Origin of the sequence: Aeromonas sp. R4-3 (assembly GCF_040908275.1) — a bacterium.
GTDB classification, from domain to species: domain Bacteria; phylum Pseudomonadota; class Gammaproteobacteria; order Enterobacterales; family Aeromonadaceae; genus Aeromonas; species Aeromonas rivipollensis.
This window is the reverse complement of sequence record NZ_JBFODK010000029.1, coordinates 254,232-274,055: the sequence shown is the minus strand read 5'-3', so window position 1 is coordinate 274,055 and position 19,824 is coordinate 254,232. Positions and strand designations below refer to the sequence as shown.

Genomic DNA, 19,824 nt, shown 5'->3' with positions numbered 1-19,824 from the left:
AGGGTAACCCTGCAACCCTTTTCACACTTTTCGAACGTGCTCCCAACCGGCAATTCCCTGCACCCGCAGGGCAAGTGAGGCGGGCCGATTTTGCATAGAGTGGCCACTCCTACACACACATGGAAGATAACAATAATGACATACCCCCCCTTCGCTCTGACCCGTCTCACCCTGAGCATGGGCGTCCTGCTGCTGGCAGGGTGCAATGGCAACGACTCCAGCCCCAAGCCGGAGCAGCCCGTCCTGGGGCATCGCACCGTCAGCCTGATCGAGCAGGATGGCCTGCAATTCAAGGATCTCGATGGCAGCGGCGCCCTGACCCCCTATGAAGACTGGCGCCTTGGCGCCGCCGAGCGGGCCCGGGATCTGGTGGGCAGGCTCTCCCTGGCCCAGAAGGCGGGCCTGATGATGCACGGTACCCTGGTGCTGGACGCAGACGGGCGGGTCAACCTCACCGCCATGGACAAGATGCTGCGCGAGGATGGCGTCAATACCTTCATCACCCGCATGGCGGGGGATCCGGCGGCCATCGCCGACGACAACAACCGGCTGCAGGCCCTGCTGGAAGGGGTGGGGCTCGGCATTCCCATGACGGTGAGCACGGATCCCCGCAACCACTTCACCCATGATCCCAACGCCACCAGCATAGGCGCCGGGGCCTTCTCCCAGTGGCCCGAGACCCTGGGACTCGCCGCCATCGGCGATGCCGCCCTGGTGCAACGCTTTGGCGACATCGCTCGCCAGGAGTACAGAGCCGTCGGCATTCACGAGGCCCTCTCCCCCCAGGCGGATCTCGCGACCGAGCCGCGCTGGGGCCGCATCAACGGCACCTTCGGTGAAGACAACCTGCTCGCCAAATCCCTGGTCAAGGCCTACATAGAGGGCTTCCAGCAGGGGAGCGACGGCATAGGCAAGGAGAGCGTGGTCACAGTGGTCAAGCACTTCGCCGGGGCCGGTCCCCAGAAAGATGGCCTGGATGCCCACAACCCCTGGGGCAAGGAGCAGGTCTATCCCGGCGGCCAGTTCGCCTATCACCTGGTGCCCTTCGAGGGGGCCTTCGAGGCCAAGGTGGGGGCCGTGATGCCCTATTACGCCCTGCCCGAGGGGCTGACCCATGAAGGCCAGGCCATCGAGGAGGTGGGCTTTGGCTTCAACCGCCAGATCCTCACCGACTTGCTGCGGGGCCACTTCAAGTTCGACGGCGTGGTGCTGAGCGACTGGGGCATAGTCAACGACTGCAACGCCCGCTGCGAGCAGGGGCTGACCCAGGATGAGGTGACGGCGGGCGTCAGCCCCTGGACTGTGCCCTTTGGCATGTCCTGGGGTGTGGAGAAGCTCACCAAGGCCGAGCGCTACGCCAAGGCCATCGACGCCGGGGTGGATCAGTTTGGCGGCGTGGAAGATCCCGCCCCCCTGCTGGCGGCGGTGCAGAGCGGCCTGGTAACCGAGGCGGCCATCACCACCTCGGCCGAGCGGATCCTGGAGCAGAAGTTCGCCCTGGGGCTGTTCGAAAACCCCTATGTGGATACCCAGGCCGCGGTGGCCCTGGTGGGCAAGGCCGAGTTCCAGCAAGCTGCCCAGGCCGCCCAGGCGGCGTCCCATGTGTTGCTGAAGAACGAGGGGGCCTTGTTGCCGCAGAAGGCGGACGGCAAGCGGGTCTACCTGCACAACGTCAATGCCGAGGTGGCCGCGGCCAACGGCTATACCGTGGTGACTGACCTGGCCCAGGCCGATCTCGCCATAGTGCGGGTCAATGCCCCGGGTGAGCAGGATCCCCGCTTCCCGTTTGGCAGCATCCACTTCGGTCAGCTCGGCTTTGCCAGCGCAGATCAGGTGGTGCAGGAGACGGCCCACGAGGGGATCTACCGCGGTGCGGACGAGTACGCCGCCATCCAGGCCGTCGCGCAGGCCGGGGTACCTATGGTGCTCTCCGTCTATCTGGACAGGCCCGCCATCCTGACCGAGGTGGCACCGGCGGCGCAGGTGTTGCTGGCCAACTTCGGGGCCCTGGATCAGGCGCTGTTCGACGTCATCAGCGGCAAGGCCAAGGCCAGCGGCAAGCTGCCCTTCGAGCTGCCCTCCAGCTGGCAGGCGGTGCAAAACCAGCACCCGGACGTGGCGAAGGACTCCGCGAACCCGCTCTACCCCTATGGTGCCGGTCTGGCCTATTGAGGGCGAGCCCGACATCCATGATCACCAAGGCGCCTGCGGGCGCCTTTTCCATTGGCGCCATCGACAATCCCGGTTTGGCGCAAGGGGTCGGCTTGGGCATAATGACGCCCCATCAGGGTTGCCGCGCCTCGCGACCGCGAGAGGCGAGCGCACCCAGCAAGCGCAGAGGAGACAAGATGAAATTTATCGGAGCCCACGTCAGTGCGGCCGGCGGGGTGGAGAACACCATAGCCCGCGCCCAGGCTATCGGGGCCAACGCCTTCGCCCTGTTCACCAAGAACCAGCGCCAGTGGCAGGCGGCGCCACTCTCCGAGGCCAGCATCCGCGCCTTCAAGGCGGCCTGCGACAAGGGGGGCTTTCGCCCCGAGCAGATCCTGCCCCACGACAGCTACCTCATCAACCTGGGCCACCCGGATCCTGACGGCCTGGCCAAGTCCCGGGATGCCTTCCTGGACGAGATCAGGCGCTGCGAGCAGCTCGGGCTCTGCTATCTGAACTTCCACCCCGGCAGCCATCTCAAGCAGATCCCCGAGGCGGCGAGCCTGAAACTCGTGAGCGAGTCCATCAACTGGGCGCTGGAGCGAAGCCAAGGGGTCACGGCGGTGATCGAGAACACCGCCGGCCAGGGCACCAACCTCGGCTGGTCGTTCGAGCACCTGGCCACCCTGATCGAGGGGGTGGAGGACAAGAGCCGGGTCGGGGTCTGCTTCGATACCTGTCACGCCTTCGCCGCCGGTTACGATCTGCGCACCCCCGAGTCCTGCGCCGCCGTGTTCGCCGACTTTGACCGCATCGTGGGCTTTGAGTACCTCAAGGGGATGCATATCAACGGTGCCAAGTGTACCTTCGGTAGTCGGGTCGATCGCCACCACAGCCTGCGGGAGGGGAACTTGGGGGAGGCCGTGTTCCACCACATCATGAACGATCACCGTTTCGACGGCATTCCGCTGATCCTCGAGACCATAGACGAGACGATCTGGAGTGACGAGATACGCTGGCTGCGCAGCCTGGCCAGGGCCTGAGCCGCAGGGCTGCCTGAACAGAGGCCGGTGCCGCGCCTTCCCCCGCCATAAGGGGGAAGGGCATTACCCATACGAGGAGACGAGATGCAATCACAGGGAACAGCGCCACTGCTGCGCTGGGGGATAGCCGGGGCGGGAGCCATCGCCAGGCGTTTTTGCCGCGACGTCAATCAGTACGCCAGGGGCGGGCGCGTGGTGGCGATCGCCGCCCGGGATCAGGGGCGGGCCGACGAGTTCGCCCGTGAGCTGGGGTTGGGGCTGGCCTATGGCAGCTATCAGGCCCTGGCCGAGAGCCCAGAGGTGGAGGCCGTCTATGTGGCGGTGATCCACCCACAGCATGCCGCCCTGATCAGGCAGATGCTGCTGGCGGGCAAGCACGTGCTGGTGGAGAAACCGGCGGTGACCCGGGTGGCGGATTGGGACGCCCTGGTGGCGCTTGCCCATGAGCGCGGCCTGCTGCTGCTCGAAGCCATGAAGGTGATGTGCTTCCCCGCCATGCGCGCCCTGTTGCAGCGGTTGCCTCTGCTGCCCGCGCCTCGCAGCCTGCGCGCGGCGTTCGGCTCGGCCCCGCCTCCGGTCGGCAAGCTGTTCGATCCTGCCCTGGACGGCGGCGCCGCCTGGGATGTGGGGGTCTATCCGCTCTGGCTCTATGCCGCCTTCTGCGAGCGGCTGGGGCTCGCGACCCAGGCCCCCGAGGTGGCGCTCGACAGGGCGCCGGGGGAGGTGGATCTCGCGGCCCGCTTCAGCTTCGGCGGCCCCTTCTCGGCGGAGCTTGGCGCCTCCATCGTCGAGGATCTCGATCGGGATGCCTGGCTCTCGGGGGAGGCGTGGACCCTGGTCATCGAGGGCAAGTGGTGGAATCCCCAGCACATTCGCTGGCAGGGGGACACGCCACCTGCCGCCTGGCCGGCGGACATCTACCTGCCGGTGCAGGGGGGCGGCATGCAGCACGAGGCGGATCACTTCGCCGATTGCCTGCGCCACCGGCTGCTGGACTCCCCCTGGGTGCCCCATGCCCTGACGCGGCGGGTGCTGGGCTGGGTCGAGGCGGGGCTGCACCGGGGGGGCTGATGGCGCCGCAGGCTGCCTCGCAACACCTTCCTTGAACAACAGAGGGCGCCACGGCGCCCTCTGTTTTTGTTTTAGGGTGACCTTAGGCTCAGGGAGCGGGCAGGGTCTGGGCGCGGCAGAAGGCGAGGAAGCGGCGCAGGGCCGCGGAGTGGAACTTCTGCTTGTGCCAGACGAGGGAGAGCTGGCGGGGGAAGGTCTGGCTCGGGGTGAGCGCCACCAGGCGGCCGCTGTGCAGGCGATCGGAGACAGCGAGGCGGGAGATAAAGGAGATGCCGAGCCCCTTCTCCACCGCCAGCATCACCGCCTCCAGGGTGTTGAGCTCGAGCCCCGCCTGCCAGCGCGGCAGCCTGGGCTGGATCTGCTGCTCGAACTGCTCGCGGCTCCCTGACTGGGGCTCGCGCAGTACCCAGGTTTCGCCTGCGAGCAGGCGAAGGGGCAGCTCCAGCTGCCCGGCCAGGGGATGCTGGGGCGGGGCTATGATCAGCATCTCGTCTTCGAGCCAGGGCTCGCTCACCAGATCCGGGTGATGGTTCTCCCCCTCGATGAGGGCCAGATCCAGCTCGAAGTGGGCAAGGGAGTGGCACAACAGGTGGGTGTTGGCGATGGTCACCCTGGGGGCGGATCCCAGCTCCTGGGCGCCCCCCGCCAGCAGACTGGGCAGCAGGTAGTTGCCTATGGTCTGGCTGGCCCCCAGGCGCAGCTGGCCGCTCGGCTCGGCGTCCGGGCCAAACAGCTGCTCTATCTCCTGCATCCGGGTCAGCAGCTCCTCGGCGGCCGGTTGCAGCAGCCGCCCCTCGTTGTTGAGCTGAAGTCTCGGATGCACCCGATCGAACAGCGGGGTGGCAAGCTGGCGCTCCAGCTCCTGCAACGACTGGGAGACGGCCCCCTTGCTGAGGCAGAGCTCGCTGGCCGCGCCTCCCAGGTTGCCGTGGCGGGCTATGGTGGCGAACACCTTGAGTTGTTGCAGGGTCAGCTTCATGTCGTTTGATTTTCCTAAACGCTTAGTTCAATTCATTTAGATATCGTAAACGATAGACCCTCTTTATCCTATGCACATCGTCATCAACAAGAGGGTACCAGTCATGATCGCACGCACCCGTCGCTCCCTTGCCGCCGCCCCGACCCCCATGGCCGGGCTGGCACTGGGGATCGCCAGCCTCGGCTGGTGTTGGGAAAATGCCGGTCAGTTCGATGGCCGCCTGCAACTGCTGGGGGCCGCCATCGCCGCCGTGCTGCTCCTCGTCCTCACCTTCAAGTTCCTGCTGCACCCGCGTCTGCTGTGGCAGGATCTCGCCCACCCCGTGGTGGGCAGCGTGGTGCCCACCTATGCCATGGGGACCATGGTGGTCTCCAAGGCGGTGGGGCTGCTGGCCCCGACCCTGGGCCAGGGGCTCTGGCTGTTTGCGGTGATCATTCACCTGGTGTTCCTCGCCACCTTCGTCTGGCACAGGGCCAAGGCGTTTGAAATTCACCACATGGTGCCGAGCTGGTTCGTGCCGCCGGTGGGGATCATAGTGGCCGACGTCGCCTACCCGGGTGGCCCCTTCGCCGCCCTGGCCAATGGCCTGCTCTGGTTCGGCATGGCCTGCTACGCCCTGATGCTGCCGCTGATGCTCTATCGCCTCATCTTCAGCCACGAGGTGCCGGATGCCGCCAAGCCCACCATCGCCATCCTGGCGGCGCCTGCCAGCCTGTCGCTCGCCGGCTACCTCACCGTGAGCCAGGATCCGTCGCTGCTGCTGGTGGCCGTGCTGCTGGGGATAGCCGTGCTGATGACAGGCATCATCTACCTGGCCTTCATCAAGCTGCTGCGCCTGCCGTTCTCGCCGGGCTATGCCGCCTTCACCTTCCCCCTGGTGATAGGCGCCACCGCCCTGTTCAAGGTGGGTCACCTGCTGTCGCAGTGGCCAGAGGCGGCCCACTATGCGGCGCAGATCAACCAGCTGGCCTATCTGGAGCTCGGTGCGGCGACCCTGATCGTCGGTTATGTGGCGCTGCGCTACCTGATGTTCTTCCTGCCCCTTGGCCAGGGCGGCATGCTGGAGCAGCCCCTGCGCCGCTAAGGTCGCAGCCGGTCTCGACCAAGAGCAGACCCCGCCTGGCGGGGTCTGTTGCATCCGGGGCCGGTACAAAGCATGAGCAGCGCCCACAGCCTGGGGATCAGGGGGCGCTGTCAATCCGTGAAAAGGCTCAAATTGTCGCTCATTCAGGCGATATTAAGGTGGTTTTCACTGGTATTACCTGTCAGGATTGCCGCAATTGCCCACTTCTACTGTTTGATAGTACCCATGTCCTCCCAAGATCCCGTGTTTGACTCCGCATTCCAGACCCGTTTGCTGCACCCGCGTTACTGGGTGAGCTGGCTTGCCCTCGGCGTGCTCGGCGTGCTCGCCTATGTGCCGCCCCGTTGGCGCGACAAGCTGGCCGACGCCCTGGCGCCCCTGGTGCTCAAGGTCTCGAAAAAGCAGGTCTATATCGCCAGAACCAACCTCGCCATCTGCTTCAAGGAGCAGAGCGAGGCAGAGCGGGACGCCATATTGATGACCTCGATCCGGGTCGGCCTCAAGAGCCTGCTGGGGTTTGGCGAGTTCACCGTGCGCAGCCCCGAGTACCTGATGAAGCGCATCCAGGTGAGCGGATGGGAACACATCGAGGCCGAGCAAGCCGCCGGTCGCCCGGTGATCCTGGTGGTGCCCCACAGCTGGCCCATCGATGCGGCGGGCTACTACTTCTCCCAGCGGGGCCTGCCCATGTGCACCATGATGAAGAGCGCCCGCAACCCTGTGTTCGACTGGCACATCAACCGCGAGCGCGCCAAGAATGGCTGCCGCGTCTATGAGCGCAGCGCCGGCATCAAGCCGGTGATCAAGGCGGTGAAATCCGGCCTGAGCTTCTTCTATCTGCCGGATCAGGATCATGGCCGCGAGGCCAGCCTGTTCGTGCCCTTCTTCAAGCATCCCAAGGCGACCCTGCCGGCCCTGCCACGGCTGGTCAAGCTGACCGGTGCCCGCGCCGTGCCCGTGCTGGCCTGCTATGACGAGGCGGCGCACTGCTACCGGCTGGAGATAGAGGCCCCCTTCGCCGACTACCCGAGCGATGATCTGGTGGCCGACACCTGCCGCATGAACGACAGCGTGGAGCGGCAGCTGACCCGTCACCCGGGTCAGTACATGTGGTTCCTCAAGATCTTCGATACCCGCGAGGATCAGGAGGGAGAAGACGGCCTCTACGAAGAGGGGATAAGGCGCATCCGCAAGGGACTCAGCCCCCATTCCTGAACCGCAACTTAATGCGTCTTTATAGGTGGCCCCATGTGGGCCACTTTTTATTTCTAACTAGTCTGATCAGTGACTTGGAAATCCCGCTTGGGGGATCCTGGGTAGAAAAAATTGTCAGGATCACTAAAATGACGGTCTGTTTTGATGATTCGATGGCGACCATGTCCGCACAAGATCCGGTGTTTGACACCTCCTTTCATCTGCGTCTGCTGCACCCCCGTCTGTGGGGCAGCTGGCTGGCGCTTGCCCTGCTCTCCCTGCTGGCCTGGATCCCGGCCAGCTACAGAGACAAGCTGGCCGATGCCCTGGCCCCCCTGCTGCTGCGCTTCTCCAGGAAGCAGGCCTACATCGCCGAGACCAACCTCAAGATCTGTTTCCCCGAACTGGACGCGGCCGGGCGCGAACGGCTGCTGCTCAAGTCCATCCGGGTTGGTCTCAAGACCTTCATGGGTTTTGGCGAGCTCACCTGGCGCAGTCCCGCCTTCCTGAAAGGGCGCATCAAGGTGCGTGGCTGGGAGCATATAGAGGCCGAGCTGGCCGCCGGGCGCCCCATGATCTTCGTGGTGCCCCACACCTGGGCGGTGGACATGATAGGCCGCTACCTGACCGATGAGGGGGTGCCCCTGTGCACCATGATGAAGAGCCCCAAGGATCAGGTGTTCGACTGGTATATCAACCGCGAGCGCAGCAAGGGCGGGCGTGTCTATGAGCGCAGCGTCGGCATCAAGCCCGCCATCAAGGCCCTGCGCAGCGGCGACAGCTTCTTCTATCTGCCGGATCAGGATCATGGCCGGGAGGCGAGCATCTTCGTGCCCTTCTTCGGCCACCCCAAGGCGACCCTGCCGGCCCTGCCCAAGCTGGTCAAGCTGACCGGTGCCCGGGCCGTGCCCATCCTGGCCTGCTATGACGAGGATCTGGGCTGCTATCGGCTCGAGGTGGAGCCGCCGTTCGACCCTTATCCCACCCAGGATCTGGAGGCGGACGTCAACGCCATGAACCGAATGGTGGAGCGCCAGCTTGGCCGCTTCCCCGAGCAGTACATGTGGTTTCTCAAAATTTTCGAGACCCAGGCGGATAACCAAGGGGAGGATGGCCTCTACGAGGAGGGGATCCGGCGCATCCGCCAGGGGTTGCCCCCCGAGCCTTGAACCACAGGGCTCCCTTGCGGGTCGTTTTGACAGCCAGTGAGAGGCGGTTGGGGCAGGGCACACCAGGCCACCCTCGGCAAGGGGCCGGCGGGGGACCAAAGCGGGGCCCTGTCTGGCCTACCGCCACGCAAACAAGGTGCAAATAAGGTGCAAATAAGGTAAAAGGGCGGTCATGAAAATTCCAAATCGAATCCAACCTCTGGTTGATGACGGCCTGGTCGACGATGTCATCAGCCGGCTGATGAGCGGCAAAGAAGCCGACGTCTATGTGGTGCGCTGCGGCGACGAGATCCGCTGCGCCAAAGTCTATAAAGAGGCCTCCAAGCGCAGCTTCAAGCAGGCCGTGGTCTATCAGGAAGGGCGCAAGGTGCGCAACAGTCGCAGTGCCCGCGCCATGGAGAAGGGCTCCAAGTACGGTCGCAAGCAGCACGAAGAGGTGTGGCAGAACACAGAGGTGGATGCCCTGTTCAAGCTGGCCGCCGCCGGCGTGCGGGTGCCCACCCCCTATGTCTGCCTGGATGGCGTCCTGCTGATGGAGCTCATCACAGATGCCGAGGGCAACGTGGCGCCCCGCCTCAACGACGTGGCGCTCTCGGCCGAGCAGGCGCTCATCGATCACGGCAAGGTGATCCGCTACGTGGTGCGCATGCTCTGCGCCGGCCTCATCCACGGGGATCTCTCCGAGTTCAACGTGCTGGTGGATGCAGAGGGCCCCGTCATCATAGATCTGCCCCAGGTGGTGGATGCCGCCGCCAACAACCAGGCCAGGGCCATGCTGGAGCGGGACGTCAACAACATGCGCAACTACTACGGCATCTATGCGCCCGAGCTGCTCAAGACCCGTTATGCTAGGGAGATGTGGGCCCTGTTCGAAGACGGCAAGCTCACCCCGGAATCTGAGCTGACCGGCCTGTTCGAGGAGAGCACCGAGGCCATCGACATCGATGCCGTGCTGCACGAGATCGAGAGCGCGGAAGAGGAGGCGATGGAGCGTCGGGCCCGCATGAAGGCCGAGCAGGAAGAGGAGTTCTGACGAGAGCCCGGATCCTGTCCATGCAAAGAGCGCCCTTGGCGCTCTTTTTCATTGGGGTGGCGGGCCGGTTCAGCGTCCCGTCCGGGGCGGGGCCTTGAGGCGGGGGCCGGGGTAACCCTTGACCTCGCCGAAGCGGGGATGGCCGCTCTCCCAATCCGAGGCTGCGGTGCGAATGGCCTCCGGGCTGAAGCTCACGAAGTTCCACCAGATCTGCAGCGGCTCGGCCAGGGGCTCGCCGCCGATGAGCAGCAGGCGGGTGCCCGGGCCGAGTGTCACCGCCAGCTCCCGGGTGCCCGGTGGCAGATAGAGGAGCTGCTCGGGGGCGAGCGCTTCCCCTGCTATGGTCGCCTCTCCCTGCAAGGGGAAGAGGCCGTGCTCGAAGGCCGGATCCAGCGGCAGCACTATGTGCCCGCCATGGGGCGAGTGCAAGTCCAGCCCGAGGATGGGGGAGAAGCTGAGGGTGGGGGCTTGGCGCCCGGCATGGTCGCCGATGAGCAGGGTCAGGGTGGTCTCGCTCTCCTGCCAGCTGGGCAGCAGGGGGTAGTGATCGAAGCGGGGTTGGGTGTCCTGATTACGCTCAGGCAGCGCTATCCAGAGCTGGGCGGCGTGCAGGTCGGGGTAGCCCGCCAGGGACTCCTCGGTGTGGGCTATGCCACGCCCGGCGGTCATCAGATTGACCTGGCCCGGGCGGATCACCTGCTCGCTGCCGAGGCTGTCACGGTGCAAAATCTCCCCCGCCAGCATCCAGGTGAAGGTCTGCAGGGCGATGTGGGGATGGGGCCCCACGTCCAGCCCGGGGGCGTCGGGGGCGAAGCGGGTCGGCCCTATGTGATCGAGAAAGCACCAGGGGCCTATGGTGCGCCGCTCCTTGACCGGGAGGGCGCGGGCCACCGGGATCCCGCCCACGTCGGTGAGGCGGGAGGAAATGCGTTGCCACTGTTGAGTCATGTCGTGCTCCTTGCTGGGCGGTGATCCTGCTGCATCAGGATAGTGTATCCCTCGCGCTCGCCGAGAGGGGTGGGGGCTAGCGGCGGCGGCCTCCGCCCCCGAAGCTGCGCATGGGGGTGAAGCCAGGCCTTATCGCCGGCCTGACGGTAGGGGCGCGCACCGGGGTGGCCATGGCGCGGGGAAGGTGCGGTCTGGTATCCACCCTAGGCTGGGTCCCGGTGGGCAAGAGGCCGTTATTTGTCTTGGGCAGGGTGGAGGGGATCAAGAGGCCGCCGTCGACCTTGGGCTGTGCCCCTGGGGTCAGCAGGCCGCTCTCGGCCCTGGGGAGAGTGCCCCCCTTGTCATCTAGCGGTGAGTGCGGGCCCTTGTCCGGGTTGCTGACGCTGGGTCTGTTCTGCCGGTTGTCACGCAGGGCCTGTTGCTGCTCCGGCGTCATGGCATTCCAGCGGCCCGCCAGCTCTCCCCGCAGGGCGGCCACATCGGGCTGGCCATGGTTCTCCTGCCAATCCTGATACTTCTCCTTGATCTCCTGTTGGCGCTCAGGATCGAGCCCGCTCCACCACTTCTTGATCAGCTCGTCAAAATCCCCCTGGTTGTCGCAGCACCAGGGGTAGTAGTCATCCCAATAGCCGTAATAGTCGTCGTACCACCAGTAAGAGGCGCCATAGTGACCGCCGTAATAGTCACCAGCGCCAAGCCCCACGCTGGCGCCTGACGAGGAGGTGTTGCTGCAGCCCGCAAGGGCCAGGGCCAGCAGGGGAATGAGGAGGGCGATGCGCATGATGCTCCCGGTGCCACGAAAGGACGCAATGGACGGATGATAACCTGACTATGCACCAATCCGGCCGCGGATGGCAGACCCTGCCCCCATCAGGCGCCGGGGAGCGAGGATTTCCCCGGCATCGAGGGCAGGAGAGGTTGCGTAGATTACACCCTGCTGCGTGGTCCCGCAGGCTAGTAGCCTGCCATCCGGGTCAAATCGTGCCACCTGATAGCGCGACTATTCCGCCTCGGCACAGTCGACCATATAACGGCGCCAGGTGGCATTCGAAACGGGTCGGTTCTGGTTGGTGCTGTATCTTGATGGTGGTGTCGGCCATTTAATCGGCTGCCACTATCGGCAATGCCATGACGCAGGCCTCTCGGCCCAGGTGGGTCAGCAGACGGCGCACATCGTCGAGGCGGATGAGCAGGGTGGCGGTATTGACCAGCGGGTGGCACTGCACCTGCTCGGCCTGCCAGATACGCTCGTCCACCACCAGCTCCACGGCATGCTCGCTATCGCGCACCATGGCGAGCAGGGTGACCGAACCCGGGGTGAGGCCGAGCACTGCCTCGAGCCGTTCGGGGGAGCCAAAGCTCAGCCGCTTGACCCCGAGCCGTGCCGCCAGCGCCTTGAGGTCGACCCGGCTCTCCTCCGGACTCACCATCAGAAACAGCCGCTCGCTCTTCGGATCGCGCAAAAAGAGGTTCTTGGTCTTGGCAGCGGGCAGGTCGGGCAGCAGCCTGCTCGCCTCCTCGCAGGTGAAAACGGGGGGATGATCGATACGCTGGTAGGGGATGGCGAGCCGATCCAGCAGGGAATAGATTGCCACAGTGACTCCTTTCGTCGGCGAAGCGCGGTAATAAAAGGGTTGATGGGGATGACGACGGGATCGAGCTTACCAGTTTGACTCAGGCCCCGCAGCCTAGGGTGACGATTGCGAGCAGGCACTGTATGAACGTACAATAGTCCCATCCCAAGGCCGACCCCTATTGCCCATGACCGCGACCCAGCCCCCCGTTCCCGCCACCCCGCCCCTCGACGGCTTTATCCTGACCCGCCACGGTCGGGACGTGCGCGGCCGCGACGGGCACGCCGCCACCACCGAAATCGTGATGTGGCTCTGGAGTGCCCAGGGGCCGGTGCGGGTGGTGGTGCCAGGGCAGGAGCCGGTCTTCTTCCTGCCACAGAGCCATATGACCGAGGCCGCCGAGCTGTTCAAGGGCGCCGGGGTGAGGGGGCGGTTTCGCCGTCTGCCGATGCACACCTTCGACGGCCGCCCTGTGGTGGGCTGCTATTTTGCCACCCTGAGCGCCTTTCACCGCGCCATCGAGCTGCTGCTCATTCGCGGGCTGGAGCATTTCGAGGCGGATATACGGCTGCCGGAGCGCTTCCTGATGGAGCGCTTCATCACAGCTGGCGTGCGCTTCGATGGCCGGGCGGTGAAGAAGGGGGGCAGGCAGGGCTACTGGGAGGTGAATGAGGCACGCTGCGCCCCCCAGGCGGTGACGCCGATCCTCTCCTGGGTGTCGCTGGACGTGGAGTGCGCCATGGACGGGGCCCTCTTCTCTGTGGGGCTCTATAGCCGTGAGGATGCGCGGGTCATCATGATAGGCACCCCCGAGGCGGATGCCGACAGCTGGGGTACCCAGGTCGAGTGGGTGGCGGACGAGAACGCCTTGCTCGGCGCGCTGGAGAGCTGGTTCCAGCGGCACGACCCGGATCTGGTGATCGGCTGGAACGTGGTGAACTTCGACTTTCGCCTGCTGCTGCGCCGCGCCGAGCTGGGCAAGCGCCGCCTGCGGCTCGGGCGGGGGCGGGAGCTCTGCTTCTGGCGCTCGTCTCGCAACGACCCCCAGACCGGCAACGTCATCATACCGGGGCGCATGGTGCTGGACGGCATCGATACCCTGAAAAGCGCCACCTGGCAGTTTGCCAGCTACAGCCTGGATGCGGTGGCGAGCGAACTGCTCGGTCGCGGCAAGGACATCGAGGATGTGGCCAATCGGGGGGAGAAGATCACCGAGTTGTTCCACTCCGACAAGGAAGCGCTGGCCCGCTACAACCTGGAAGACTGCAAGCTGGTGTGGGAGATCTTCGATTACTGCCACCTCATCCCCTTCGCCATAGAGCGGGCCTCCCTCACCGGTCTGGAGCTCGACAGGGTGGGGGGCTCGGTGGCGGCCTTTACCAACCTCTATCTGCCGCGGCTGCATCGCGGCGGCTACGTGGCCCCCAATCTGCCCGCCGATGGTGGGCTCGCGAGCCCCGGCGGCTATGTGATGGACTCCAAACCCGGTCTCTATCGCCATGTGCTGGTGCTCGATTTCAAGAGCCTCTACCCCAGCATCATCCGCACCTTCTGCATCGATCCCATGGGATTGGTGGAGGGGCTGCAACACCCGGAACAGGCCATTCCCGGCTTTCGCGGCGCCCTGTTCTCCCGCGAGCGGCACTTCCTGCCGGATCTCATCGCCACCCTCTGGGCGGCGCGGGACAGGGCCAAGGCGGCCAGCAACAAGGCGCTCTCCCAGGCCATCAAGATCATCATGAACTCCTTCTACGGCGTGCTGGGCTCGGGGGGCTGCCGCTTCTACGATCCGCGACTTGCCTCATCGATCACCCTGCGCGGTCACAGCATCATGCAGCAGACCCGGGAGTGGATAGAGGCTAAGGGGTTCGAGGTGATCTATGGCGACACCGACTCCACCTTCGTTCACCTGAACAGGGAGACCAGTCCGCAGCAGGCCGAGCAGACAGGCCGCGAGCTGGCCGCCATGATCAACGACAACTGGACGGCACTGATCAGGCGCGAGTTCGATCTGCCCTGTTATCTCGAGATCGAATACGAGACCCACTACCGCCGCTTCCTGATGCCCACCATCCGCGGGCTGGAGAAGGGGAGCAAGAAGCGCTATGCCGGGCTGGTTGGCGGCGAGGGGCAGGCCGGATCTGAGCAGCTGGTGTTCAAGGGGCTCGAATCTGTGCGCACCGACTGGACCATGCTGGCCAAGCAGTTTCAGACCCGGCTCTACGAGCTGGTGTTTCACGACGAAGATCCCAGCGGCTATGTGCGCACCATGGTGGACGAGACCCGTGCCGGCCTGCACGACGATCTGCTCATCTATCGCAAGCGGCTGCGCCAAAAACTCGAGGAGTATCAGAAGAATGTGCCCCCCCATGTGCGGGCGGCGCGGCTGGCGGACGAGGAGAACCTGCGCCGCGGCCAGCCCCAGCGTTATCAGCACAGGGGCACCATCGCCTATCTGATGACCCTCAATGGCCCCGAGCCGCTGGAGTACAGGCGCAGCGCCATCGACTACGAGCACTACATCGACAAGCAGTTGAGGCCCATTGCCGACGCCATACTGCCCTTTATCGGCGAGTCGTTCGACCGGATCTGCGGCCAGCAGCTGGATCTCTTCTAGCGAGCTAGTCCCCACAGCCGGGGGCTGACCCGGATCAGGAGGGTCGGAAGGGCAGGGAGAAGGCGCAATGCAAAAAGCCCGCTCGATGAGCGGGCTTTTCTAATTTGGTGCGTCCTAGTGGATTCGAACCACCGACCCCCACCATGTCAAGGTGATGCTCTAACCAGCTGAGCTAAGGACGCAGGGTGCGCAATGCGGCTTTTTCATTTGCCAGAAGTGGTGGGTTTAATTGGATTCGAACCAACGACCCCTACCATGTCAAGGTAGTGCTCTAACCAACTGAGCTATAAACCCACATCTGTGTTCAATTGTATTAAAACCAACGACATCGCCTACGCCATGTCAAAGTACTGTTCTAACCAACTGAGCTATAAACCCACATCTGGAATATCTGTATTTCTTTCAAACTGAATGGTGCGTCCTAGTGGATTCGAACCACCGACCCCCACCATGTCAAGGTGATGCTCTAACCAGCTGAGCTAAGGACGCATAATCAGTGTTCTGTAATGGTGCGTCCTAGTGGATTCGAACCACCGACCCCCACCATGTCAAGGTGGTGCTCTAACCAGCTGAGCTAAGGACGCATCACAGAAAAAGTGGTGGGTTTAATTGGATTCGAACCAACGACCCCTACCATGTCAAGGTAGTGCTCTAACCAACTGAGCTATAAACCCACTCGATGAAATGAATTCGAACCAAAGACACAATCTTCACCATGCCAAGTTCATGCTCTGACCAACCGAGCGTTAAACCCACTTCAACTACGCCAGCACTGCTGACGTGGTCGGCATACTACCCATGCCCCCCAAGGCTGTCAACAAGGGACATGCACAAAGGAGACTGTTTGCCCAGTTCTTGCGCAGCCTGTTGATTTTGCAGGCGAGCCGCTCGATTGAGCGGCGCTGTGGCGCCCTTTATTGGGCCCGGGAAAGGGTAGTGCAGGCCTCGGGACTCGCGAAGCGACCATAGATGAATCTCAGCCTTGCACCCAGCATCAGGGCCGCGCCGGTGAGGCCGACGATGAAGCCTACCCAGAAGCCCTGGGGCCCCATGCGCGGCACCACCCAGTCGGTCAGCCCCAGGATCATGCCGGTGGGCAGCCCCAGTCCCCAGTAGGCGACTATGGTGACGTAGAAGATGGCCTTGGTGTCCTTGTAGCCACGCAGGGCCGCGGCCGCCACCACCTGCACCGAGTCCGAGACCTGATAGATGGCGGCGAAGAACAACAAGGTAGCCGCGAGGGTGATCACCTGGATGTCATCGGTGTAGATCCCCGCGATATGTTCGCGCAGCAACACCGTCAGGGCGGCGGTACCGGCGGCCACCGCCATGCCCAGCATCAGGCCGGTACGGGCGGCGACGCGGGCGTGCTCCGGCTGGCCTTCCCCTATGCTGTGGCCGACTCTGATAGTCACGCCGACGCCGATGGAGAGCGGCAGCATAAACACCAGGCTGGAGAAGTTCAGGGCTATCTGGTGGCTCGCCACCGTCTCGGCGCCGAAGGGGGCCAGCATCAGGGCCACCACGGTAAACAGGGTCACCTCGCAGAAGATGGCCATGGCGATGGGGAAGCCTAAGCGAAACAGGCGCCAGATCCGGCTGCCGTTGGGGCGCGCGAGCTGGGCGAACAGATTGATCTTCTTGAAGTGGGGGGAGAGCTTCACGTAGGCAATCATCGCCAGCAGCATGGCCCAGAGCACTATGGCGGTGGCCACGCCGCAGCCGACACCGCCGAGCTTGGGCATGCCGAAGTGGCCGTGAATGAAGATGTAGTTGGCGGGGATGTTGACCGCCAGTCCCACGAAGCCAATCACCATGGTGGGCATGGTGTGGGAGAGCCCCTCGCTGAAGTTGCGCAGCACCTGGAACAGCACGAAGGCGGGCAGACCCCACAGGATGGCGTGCAGGTAACCGGCGGTCTTGTCCGCCATCACCGGATCCACGTCCATGAACTGCAGCGCCAGCGGGCTGAAGTAGAGCGCCACCATGGCGATGGGGGTCACCATCAGCGCCAGCCAGAAGCCCTGGTGCACGGCCGGGCGGATCTCGTCCCGCTTGCGGGCCCCGTTGAGCTGGGAAACGATGGGGGTGAGCGCCATGATGATGCCCTGCACCAGCAAGATGATGGGCAGCCAGAAGCTGGAGGCGACCGACACGGCAGCGAGATCCACGGCGCTGACCTGGCCCGCCATCACGGTATCGACGAAGTTCATGGCGATCTGGGCCACCTGGGCCACCAGTATGGGGCTGGCTAGACGAACGAGCTGCTTCGCCTCGGTCCAATAACGTTGCACTGACACCTCCGAGTGGATCAGATAAAAGAGAAAAGAACGGGTAAATGAGAGGGGCTTTTATCTCCTGCCGGGAGGAGACAAAACGCGGGGGTGTCATTCTAGCCTGAAAATCCGCCAACGGGGAAGGTTGGCGGCGCATTTCTACCGGGGATCAGGCGTCCTCGTGATCGCTGATCAGCAGGTTGGCGGCGGCGTAGGCGGCCTGCTCGCGCAGATCTGCGGGCACCCTATCGTCGCTCGCCACGGCGTTGAGCGCCCGTATGCTGGCGGCGATGGCCTGGGGCACATAGCCCTGCTCTCCTGAGCCTATCTGGTTGTAGGCGATGCGAATGGCTTCACAGCATTGATATACCTGCATTTTTGTTTCCTCGTTAAGCCAAGATTGAATGGGCTCACTATAACGATCGGGGCCTGCCTTGTCAGCCGGCATGCTTGTCTTGCACTGTGGCCGGGGGTAACCTGCCGACAATTTTGTTACAGCGTGGAGACGAGACATGTTCACCGGCATAGTACAGGGGACCGCCGAATTGGTGGCCATCGAAGAGCTGCCCAACTTTCGCACCCATGTGATCCGCATGCCGAGCCCGGCCTGGGGCGAGGGGCTGGCACTCGGCGCCTCCGTGGCCCACAACGGCTGCTGCCTGACTGTCACCCGCATCGAGGGGGAACTGGTCAGCTTCGATCTGATGCAGGAGACCCTGCGCCTGACCAACCTCGGCGCGCTGGCTGTCGGGGACAAGGTCAATGTGGAGCGGGCTGCCCGCTTTGGGGACGAGATTGGCGGCCATGCCATGTCCGGCCACATCATGGGCACGGCCGAGGTGAGCGCCGTCATCGACAGCCCCAACAATCGCCAGCTGTGGTACCGCCTTGCCCCCACGCTCATGAAATACGTGCTGACCAAGGGCTACATCGGCATTGACGGCATCAGCCTGACCGTGGGCGAGGTGCGTGGCAATGAGTTCTGCGTCAACCTGATTCCCGAGACCCTGGCCCGTACCAACCTGGGCTGGGTCAAGGCGGGCTGGCAGACCAACATAGAAATCGATCCCCAGACCCAGGCCATAGTCGACACCGTGGAGCGGGTGCTGGCGGCGCGCCAGCCGGTCTGATCCGCCATCTCAAGCAGGGCCCGCAGCAGGGGGCCCTGTTCTCTCCCGTGAATATGAGGCGAGGCTTTCGTCAGGGCAGAACCCATGCCGTCATGGGCCAGTGCCCCGCATCTTCCTGCGGCTGAGCCAAAAAGAAGCCCGTCAAGATGACGGGCTCAAAGGCATGAACAGAAGAACTATGTGGCGGGGATAAACGCCATCCCCAGTGTGGCAGCCAACTCCGTGCTCTGCCGTGGCTGACGGAGCCTGAGCGTCACAGGTTGGCCGAAGGATGAAACCGGGCCTACACTTCTTGTGTCTGGCACATCCATGAGCCGACAACCATCACATAAGAGACAAGGCCCCTTGGCGAACTTCAGGATGATTTGAGGTTCTCCGAGGGGCTTTTCTTTATGAGGGAATGTGCCGCGAAGGGGAGGGGCTCAGGCATCTGGGGAGAAGCAAGTAGGGGATGGGCGGCATGGCGTCGCCCCAGTCCCACTCGCTTGCCTGGTCAGCGAAAGGCAATCAGAACATCTGCTCGTCGTCCGCATCCACAAACAGCTGCAAACAGTCGCGGGCTTCGTCCCGGTGCAGCCGCAGGTGGATCGGATTGCAACAGGCCATGCAGTCCTCGTAGAACTCCTGATCCCCCTGGCTGGCATCCAGCTCGACCCGGGTGTGGTGGCCGCAGTGGGGGCAGACGATGCGCTTGCTGGTGTACTCGATCATGGTGACCTCCTGGGGCCGACTGGCCGCCTCTTTCCCCTGATTCTAGTCGGCAAGAGGCGGCGCAACCGCGAGCAGGCGCACGTTTATGACAGGGATCAGGGGATGCGCCTAGCCCCTAAGCTCTGACCCGGTGCACCACTGGCCCCGTGCGGATTCACCCCACCCAGCGGGCCAGCCTGTCTGCATCCAGTTCGGCCAGCGAACGCAGCTGGTGATCGGCGATGGCGAGACGGGGGTCGCCCACCAGCGCCGGGTCCGGCACTATCAGCGCCTGCATGGACGCCGCCTTGGCCGCCAGCAGGCCGGTGAAGCTGTCCTCGATGGCCAGACAGTGCACAGGTTCGACGCCCAGCTTCTCGGCGGCGTGGATATAGACATCCGGGTGGGGTTTGCCAAAGCGCTCCACCTCGGCGGAGTGGACCGCCATGAAGCGATCCTGGATGCCGAGCTTGCCGAGCACCGCCTCCACCATGGTGAAGGGGGAAGAGGTAGCCAGGCCAATCTTGAGACCACGGGCCTCGATGAGGGAGAGGGCCTCCAGCACCCCCTCCTTGGCCTGACCTTCCTGCAGGATGAGTGCTATCACCTGATCCAGGATGCGCTGCACCACCTCTTCCTGGGTCGGGCCGCTCCAGGGACGCAGGCGATACCAGTGGGCCACCAGCTGATCGATGCGCACCCCTATGGTGGAGTTGCAGTCCTCCTCGGTGTGGAAGTGGCCCAGCTCGGAGAAGACGGCCATCTGGGCCCGTTGCCAAAAGGGTTCCGAGTCGATCAGAACACCATCCATATCGAAGATCACGGCAGTTAACATCTTGTACTCCTGACATAGGTAAAGGGGGGA

Annotated in this window: 17 protein-coding genes and 5 tRNA genes; 9 read left to right on the top strand and 13 right to left on the bottom strand. The window is 64.1% G+C overall.

Annotated elements, in window-relative coordinates:
• The first annotated feature begins 135 nt into the window (after positions 1 to 135).
• From AB5Y91_RS09970 to AB5Y91_RS09960, 3 genes are all read left to right on the top strand, one after another.
• The gene (locus AB5Y91_RS09970; RefSeq protein ID WP_368169675.1) at positions 136 to 2,172 is read left to right on the top strand and encodes a glycoside hydrolase family 3 protein; all 2,037 of its coding nucleotides are present in this window, start codon (positions 136 to 138) and stop codon (positions 2,170 to 2,172) included.
• Between the two features lie 176 nt (positions 2,173 to 2,348).
• Positions 2,349 to 3,194: a deoxyribonuclease IV gene (gene nfo, locus AB5Y91_RS09965; RefSeq protein ID WP_368169674.1), complete on the top strand. Its 846-nt coding sequence runs from the start codon at positions 2,349 to 2,351 to the stop codon at positions 3,192 to 3,194.
• Positions 3,195 to 3,278: 84 nt separating this feature from the next.
• On the top strand, positions 3,279 to 4,265 hold the full coding sequence (locus AB5Y91_RS09960) for a Gfo/Idh/MocA family protein (protein ID WP_262110109.1): 987 nt from the start codon (positions 3,279 to 3,281) through the stop codon (positions 4,263 to 4,265).
• Positions 4,266 to 4,353: 88 nt separating this feature from the next.
• Here the strand turns inward: AB5Y91_RS09960 and AB5Y91_RS09955 are convergent, their stop codons facing one another.
• Positions 4,354 to 5,244: a LysR substrate-binding domain-containing protein gene (locus AB5Y91_RS09955; protein WP_106886883.1), complete on the bottom strand. Its 891-nt coding sequence runs from the start codon at positions 5,242 to 5,244 to the stop codon at positions 4,354 to 4,356.
• A gap of 103 nt (positions 5,245 to 5,347) precedes the next feature.
• Here AB5Y91_RS09955 and AB5Y91_RS09950 point away from each other — a divergent pair, with 103 nt between their 5' ends.
• The 4 genes from AB5Y91_RS09950 to AB5Y91_RS09935 all read left to right on the top strand — a co-directional run bounded on the left by AB5Y91_RS09950 (position 5,348) and on the right by AB5Y91_RS09935 (position 9,724).
• The gene (locus tag AB5Y91_RS09950; protein WP_163148174.1) at positions 5,348 to 6,328 is read left to right on the top strand and encodes a TDT family transporter; all 981 of its coding nucleotides are present in this window, start codon (positions 5,348 to 5,350) and stop codon (positions 6,326 to 6,328) included.
• A gap of 225 nt (positions 6,329 to 6,553) precedes the next feature.
• Positions 6,554 to 7,543, top strand: a complete 990-nt coding sequence (lpxM, locus tag AB5Y91_RS09945) for a lauroyl-Kdo(2)-lipid IV(A) myristoyltransferase (RefSeq protein ID WP_368169673.1) — start codon at positions 6,554 to 6,556, stop codon at positions 7,541 to 7,543.
• Between the two features lie 152 nt (positions 7,544 to 7,695).
• Complete coding sequence (locus tag AB5Y91_RS09940) at positions 7,696 to 8,691, top strand: lauroyl-Kdo(2)-lipid IV(A) myristoyltransferase (RefSeq protein WP_163148241.1); 996 nt, start codon at positions 7,696 to 7,698, stop codon at positions 8,689 to 8,691.
• A 172-nt stretch (positions 8,692 to 8,863) separates the two neighbouring features.
• Positions 8,864 to 9,724 carry a PA4780 family RIO1-like protein kinase gene (locus AB5Y91_RS09935; RefSeq protein ID WP_106886881.1) on the top strand — a complete coding sequence of 287 codons (861 nt, stop codon included), beginning with the start codon at positions 8,864 to 8,866 and terminating at the stop codon, positions 9,722 to 9,724.
• Positions 9,725 to 9,793: 69 nt separating this feature from the next.
• Here the strand turns inward: AB5Y91_RS09935 and AB5Y91_RS09930 are convergent, their stop codons facing one another.
• From AB5Y91_RS09930 to AB5Y91_RS09920, 3 genes are all read right to left on the bottom strand, one after another.
• A complete protein-coding gene (locus AB5Y91_RS09930; RefSeq protein ID WP_368169672.1) occupies positions 9,794 to 10,672 on the bottom strand; it encodes a pirin family protein in 879 nt (292 codons plus the stop codon).
• A 76-nt stretch (positions 10,673 to 10,748) separates the two neighbouring features.
• Positions 10,749 to 11,453: a hypothetical protein gene (locus AB5Y91_RS09925; RefSeq protein WP_368169671.1), complete on the bottom strand. Its 705-nt coding sequence runs from the start codon at positions 11,451 to 11,453 to the stop codon at positions 10,749 to 10,751.
• Between the two features lie 319 nt (positions 11,454 to 11,772).
• Entirely contained in the window at positions 11,773 to 12,267 is a 495-nt protein-coding gene (locus tag AB5Y91_RS09920; protein WP_368169670.1) for a prolyl-tRNA synthetase associated domain-containing protein, read from the bottom strand.
• Positions 12,268 to 12,433: 166 nt separating this feature from the next.
• Here AB5Y91_RS09920 and AB5Y91_RS09915 point away from each other — a divergent pair, with 166 nt between their 5' ends.
• Positions 12,434 to 14,863, top strand: coding sequence for a DNA polymerase II (locus AB5Y91_RS09915; RefSeq protein WP_368169669.1), 2,430 nt, complete (start codon positions 12,434 to 12,436; stop codon positions 14,861 to 14,863).
• Positions 14,864 to 14,968: 105 nt separating this feature from the next.
• Here AB5Y91_RS09915 and AB5Y91_RS09910 read toward each other — a convergent pair.
• From AB5Y91_RS09910 to AB5Y91_RS09880, 7 genes are all read right to left on the bottom strand, one after another.
• Positions 14,969 to 15,045 (bottom strand) — tRNA-Val (locus AB5Y91_RS09910).
• Between the two features lie 35 nt (positions 15,046 to 15,080).
• Positions 15,081 to 15,157: transfer RNA gene (locus AB5Y91_RS09905), tRNA-Val, on the bottom strand.
• A 118-nt stretch (positions 15,158 to 15,275) separates the two neighbouring features.
• Positions 15,276 to 15,352 (bottom strand) — tRNA-Val (locus AB5Y91_RS09900).
• An 18-nt stretch (positions 15,353 to 15,370) separates the two neighbouring features.
• A tRNA-Val gene (locus AB5Y91_RS09895) sits at positions 15,371 to 15,447 on the bottom strand.
• Positions 15,448 to 15,460: 13 nt separating this feature from the next.
• Positions 15,461 to 15,537 (bottom strand) — tRNA-Val (locus tag AB5Y91_RS09890).
• 240 nt (positions 15,538 to 15,777) lie between these two features.
• Positions 15,778 to 17,157 carry an MATE family efflux transporter gene (locus tag AB5Y91_RS09885; protein ID WP_106886877.1) on the bottom strand — a complete coding sequence of 460 codons (1,380 nt, stop codon included), beginning with the start codon at positions 17,155 to 17,157 and terminating at the stop codon, positions 15,778 to 15,780.
• 151 nt (positions 17,158 to 17,308) lie between these two features.
• Positions 17,309 to 17,515 (bottom strand): YaeP family protein, encoded by a 207-nt coding sequence (locus AB5Y91_RS09880; RefSeq protein WP_005324956.1) that lies wholly within the window; start codon positions 17,513 to 17,515, stop codon positions 17,309 to 17,311.
• A gap of 136 nt (positions 17,516 to 17,651) precedes the next feature.
• On the opposite strand from AB5Y91_RS09880, the gene AB5Y91_RS09875 reads away from it, so the two are divergent.
• Complete coding sequence (locus AB5Y91_RS09875) at positions 17,652 to 18,269, top strand: riboflavin synthase subunit alpha (RefSeq protein WP_368169668.1); 618 nt, start codon at positions 17,652 to 17,654, stop codon at positions 18,267 to 18,269.
• 507 nt (positions 18,270 to 18,776) lie between these two features.
• Here AB5Y91_RS09875 and AB5Y91_RS09870 read toward each other — a convergent pair.
• Positions 18,777 to 18,980, bottom strand: coding sequence for a CPXCG motif-containing cysteine-rich protein (locus AB5Y91_RS09870; RefSeq protein WP_005301298.1), 204 nt, complete (start codon positions 18,978 to 18,980; stop codon positions 18,777 to 18,779).
• A 154-nt stretch (positions 18,981 to 19,134) separates the two neighbouring features.
• Positions 19,135 to 19,794: a hexitol phosphatase HxpB gene (gene hxpB / locus AB5Y91_RS09865; RefSeq protein WP_368169667.1), complete on the bottom strand. Its 660-nt coding sequence runs from the start codon at positions 19,792 to 19,794 to the stop codon at positions 19,135 to 19,137.
• Positions 19,795 to 19,824 lie beyond the last annotated feature (30 nt).

Coding starts and splice junctions, on each gene's coding strand:
- AB5Y91_RS09870 (WP_005301298.1), bottom strand. CDS start 18,980: ATGATCGAGTACACCAGCAAGCGCATCGTCTGCCCCCACTGCGGCCAC.
- AB5Y91_RS09925 (WP_368169671.1), bottom strand. CDS start 11,453: ATGCGCATCGCCCTCCTCATTCCCCTGCTGGCCCTGGCCCTTGCGGGC.
- AB5Y91_RS09955 (WP_106886883.1), bottom strand. CDS start 5,244: ATGAAGCTGACCCTGCAACAACTCAAGGTGTTCGCCACCATAGCCCGC.
- AB5Y91_RS09880 (WP_005324956.1), bottom strand. CDS start 17,515: ATGCAGGTATATCAATGCTGTGAAGCCATTCGCATCGCCTACAACCAG.
- AB5Y91_RS09940 (WP_163148241.1), top strand. CDS start 7,696: ATGGCGACCATGTCCGCACAAGATCCGGTGTTTGACACCTCCTTTCAT.
- lpxM (WP_368169673.1), top strand. CDS start 6,554: ATGTCCTCCCAAGATCCCGTGTTTGACTCCGCATTCCAGACCCGTTTG.
- AB5Y91_RS09950 (WP_163148174.1), top strand. CDS start 5,348: ATGATCGCACGCACCCGTCGCTCCCTTGCCGCCGCCCCGACCCCCATG.
- AB5Y91_RS09960 (WP_262110109.1), top strand. CDS start 3,279: ATGCAATCACAGGGAACAGCGCCACTGCTGCGCTGGGGGATAGCCGGG.
- AB5Y91_RS09935 (WP_106886881.1), top strand. CDS start 8,864: ATGAAAATTCCAAATCGAATCCAACCTCTGGTTGATGACGGCCTGGTC.
- AB5Y91_RS09970 (WP_368169675.1), top strand. CDS start 136: ATGACATACCCCCCCTTCGCTCTGACCCGTCTCACCCTGAGCATGGGC.
- AB5Y91_RS09930 (WP_368169672.1), bottom strand. CDS start 10,672: ATGACTCAACAGTGGCAACGCATTTCCTCCCGCCTCACCGACGTGGGC.
- AB5Y91_RS09875 (WP_368169668.1), top strand. CDS start 17,652: ATGTTCACCGGCATAGTACAGGGGACCGCCGAATTGGTGGCCATCGAA.
- nfo (WP_368169674.1), top strand. CDS start 2,349: ATGAAATTTATCGGAGCCCACGTCAGTGCGGCCGGCGGGGTGGAGAAC.
- hxpB (WP_368169667.1), bottom strand. CDS start 19,794: ATGTTAACTGCCGTGATCTTCGATATGGATGGTGTTCTGATCGACTCG.
- AB5Y91_RS09915 (WP_368169669.1), top strand. CDS start 12,434: ATGACCGCGACCCAGCCCCCCGTTCCCGCCACCCCGCCCCTCGACGGC.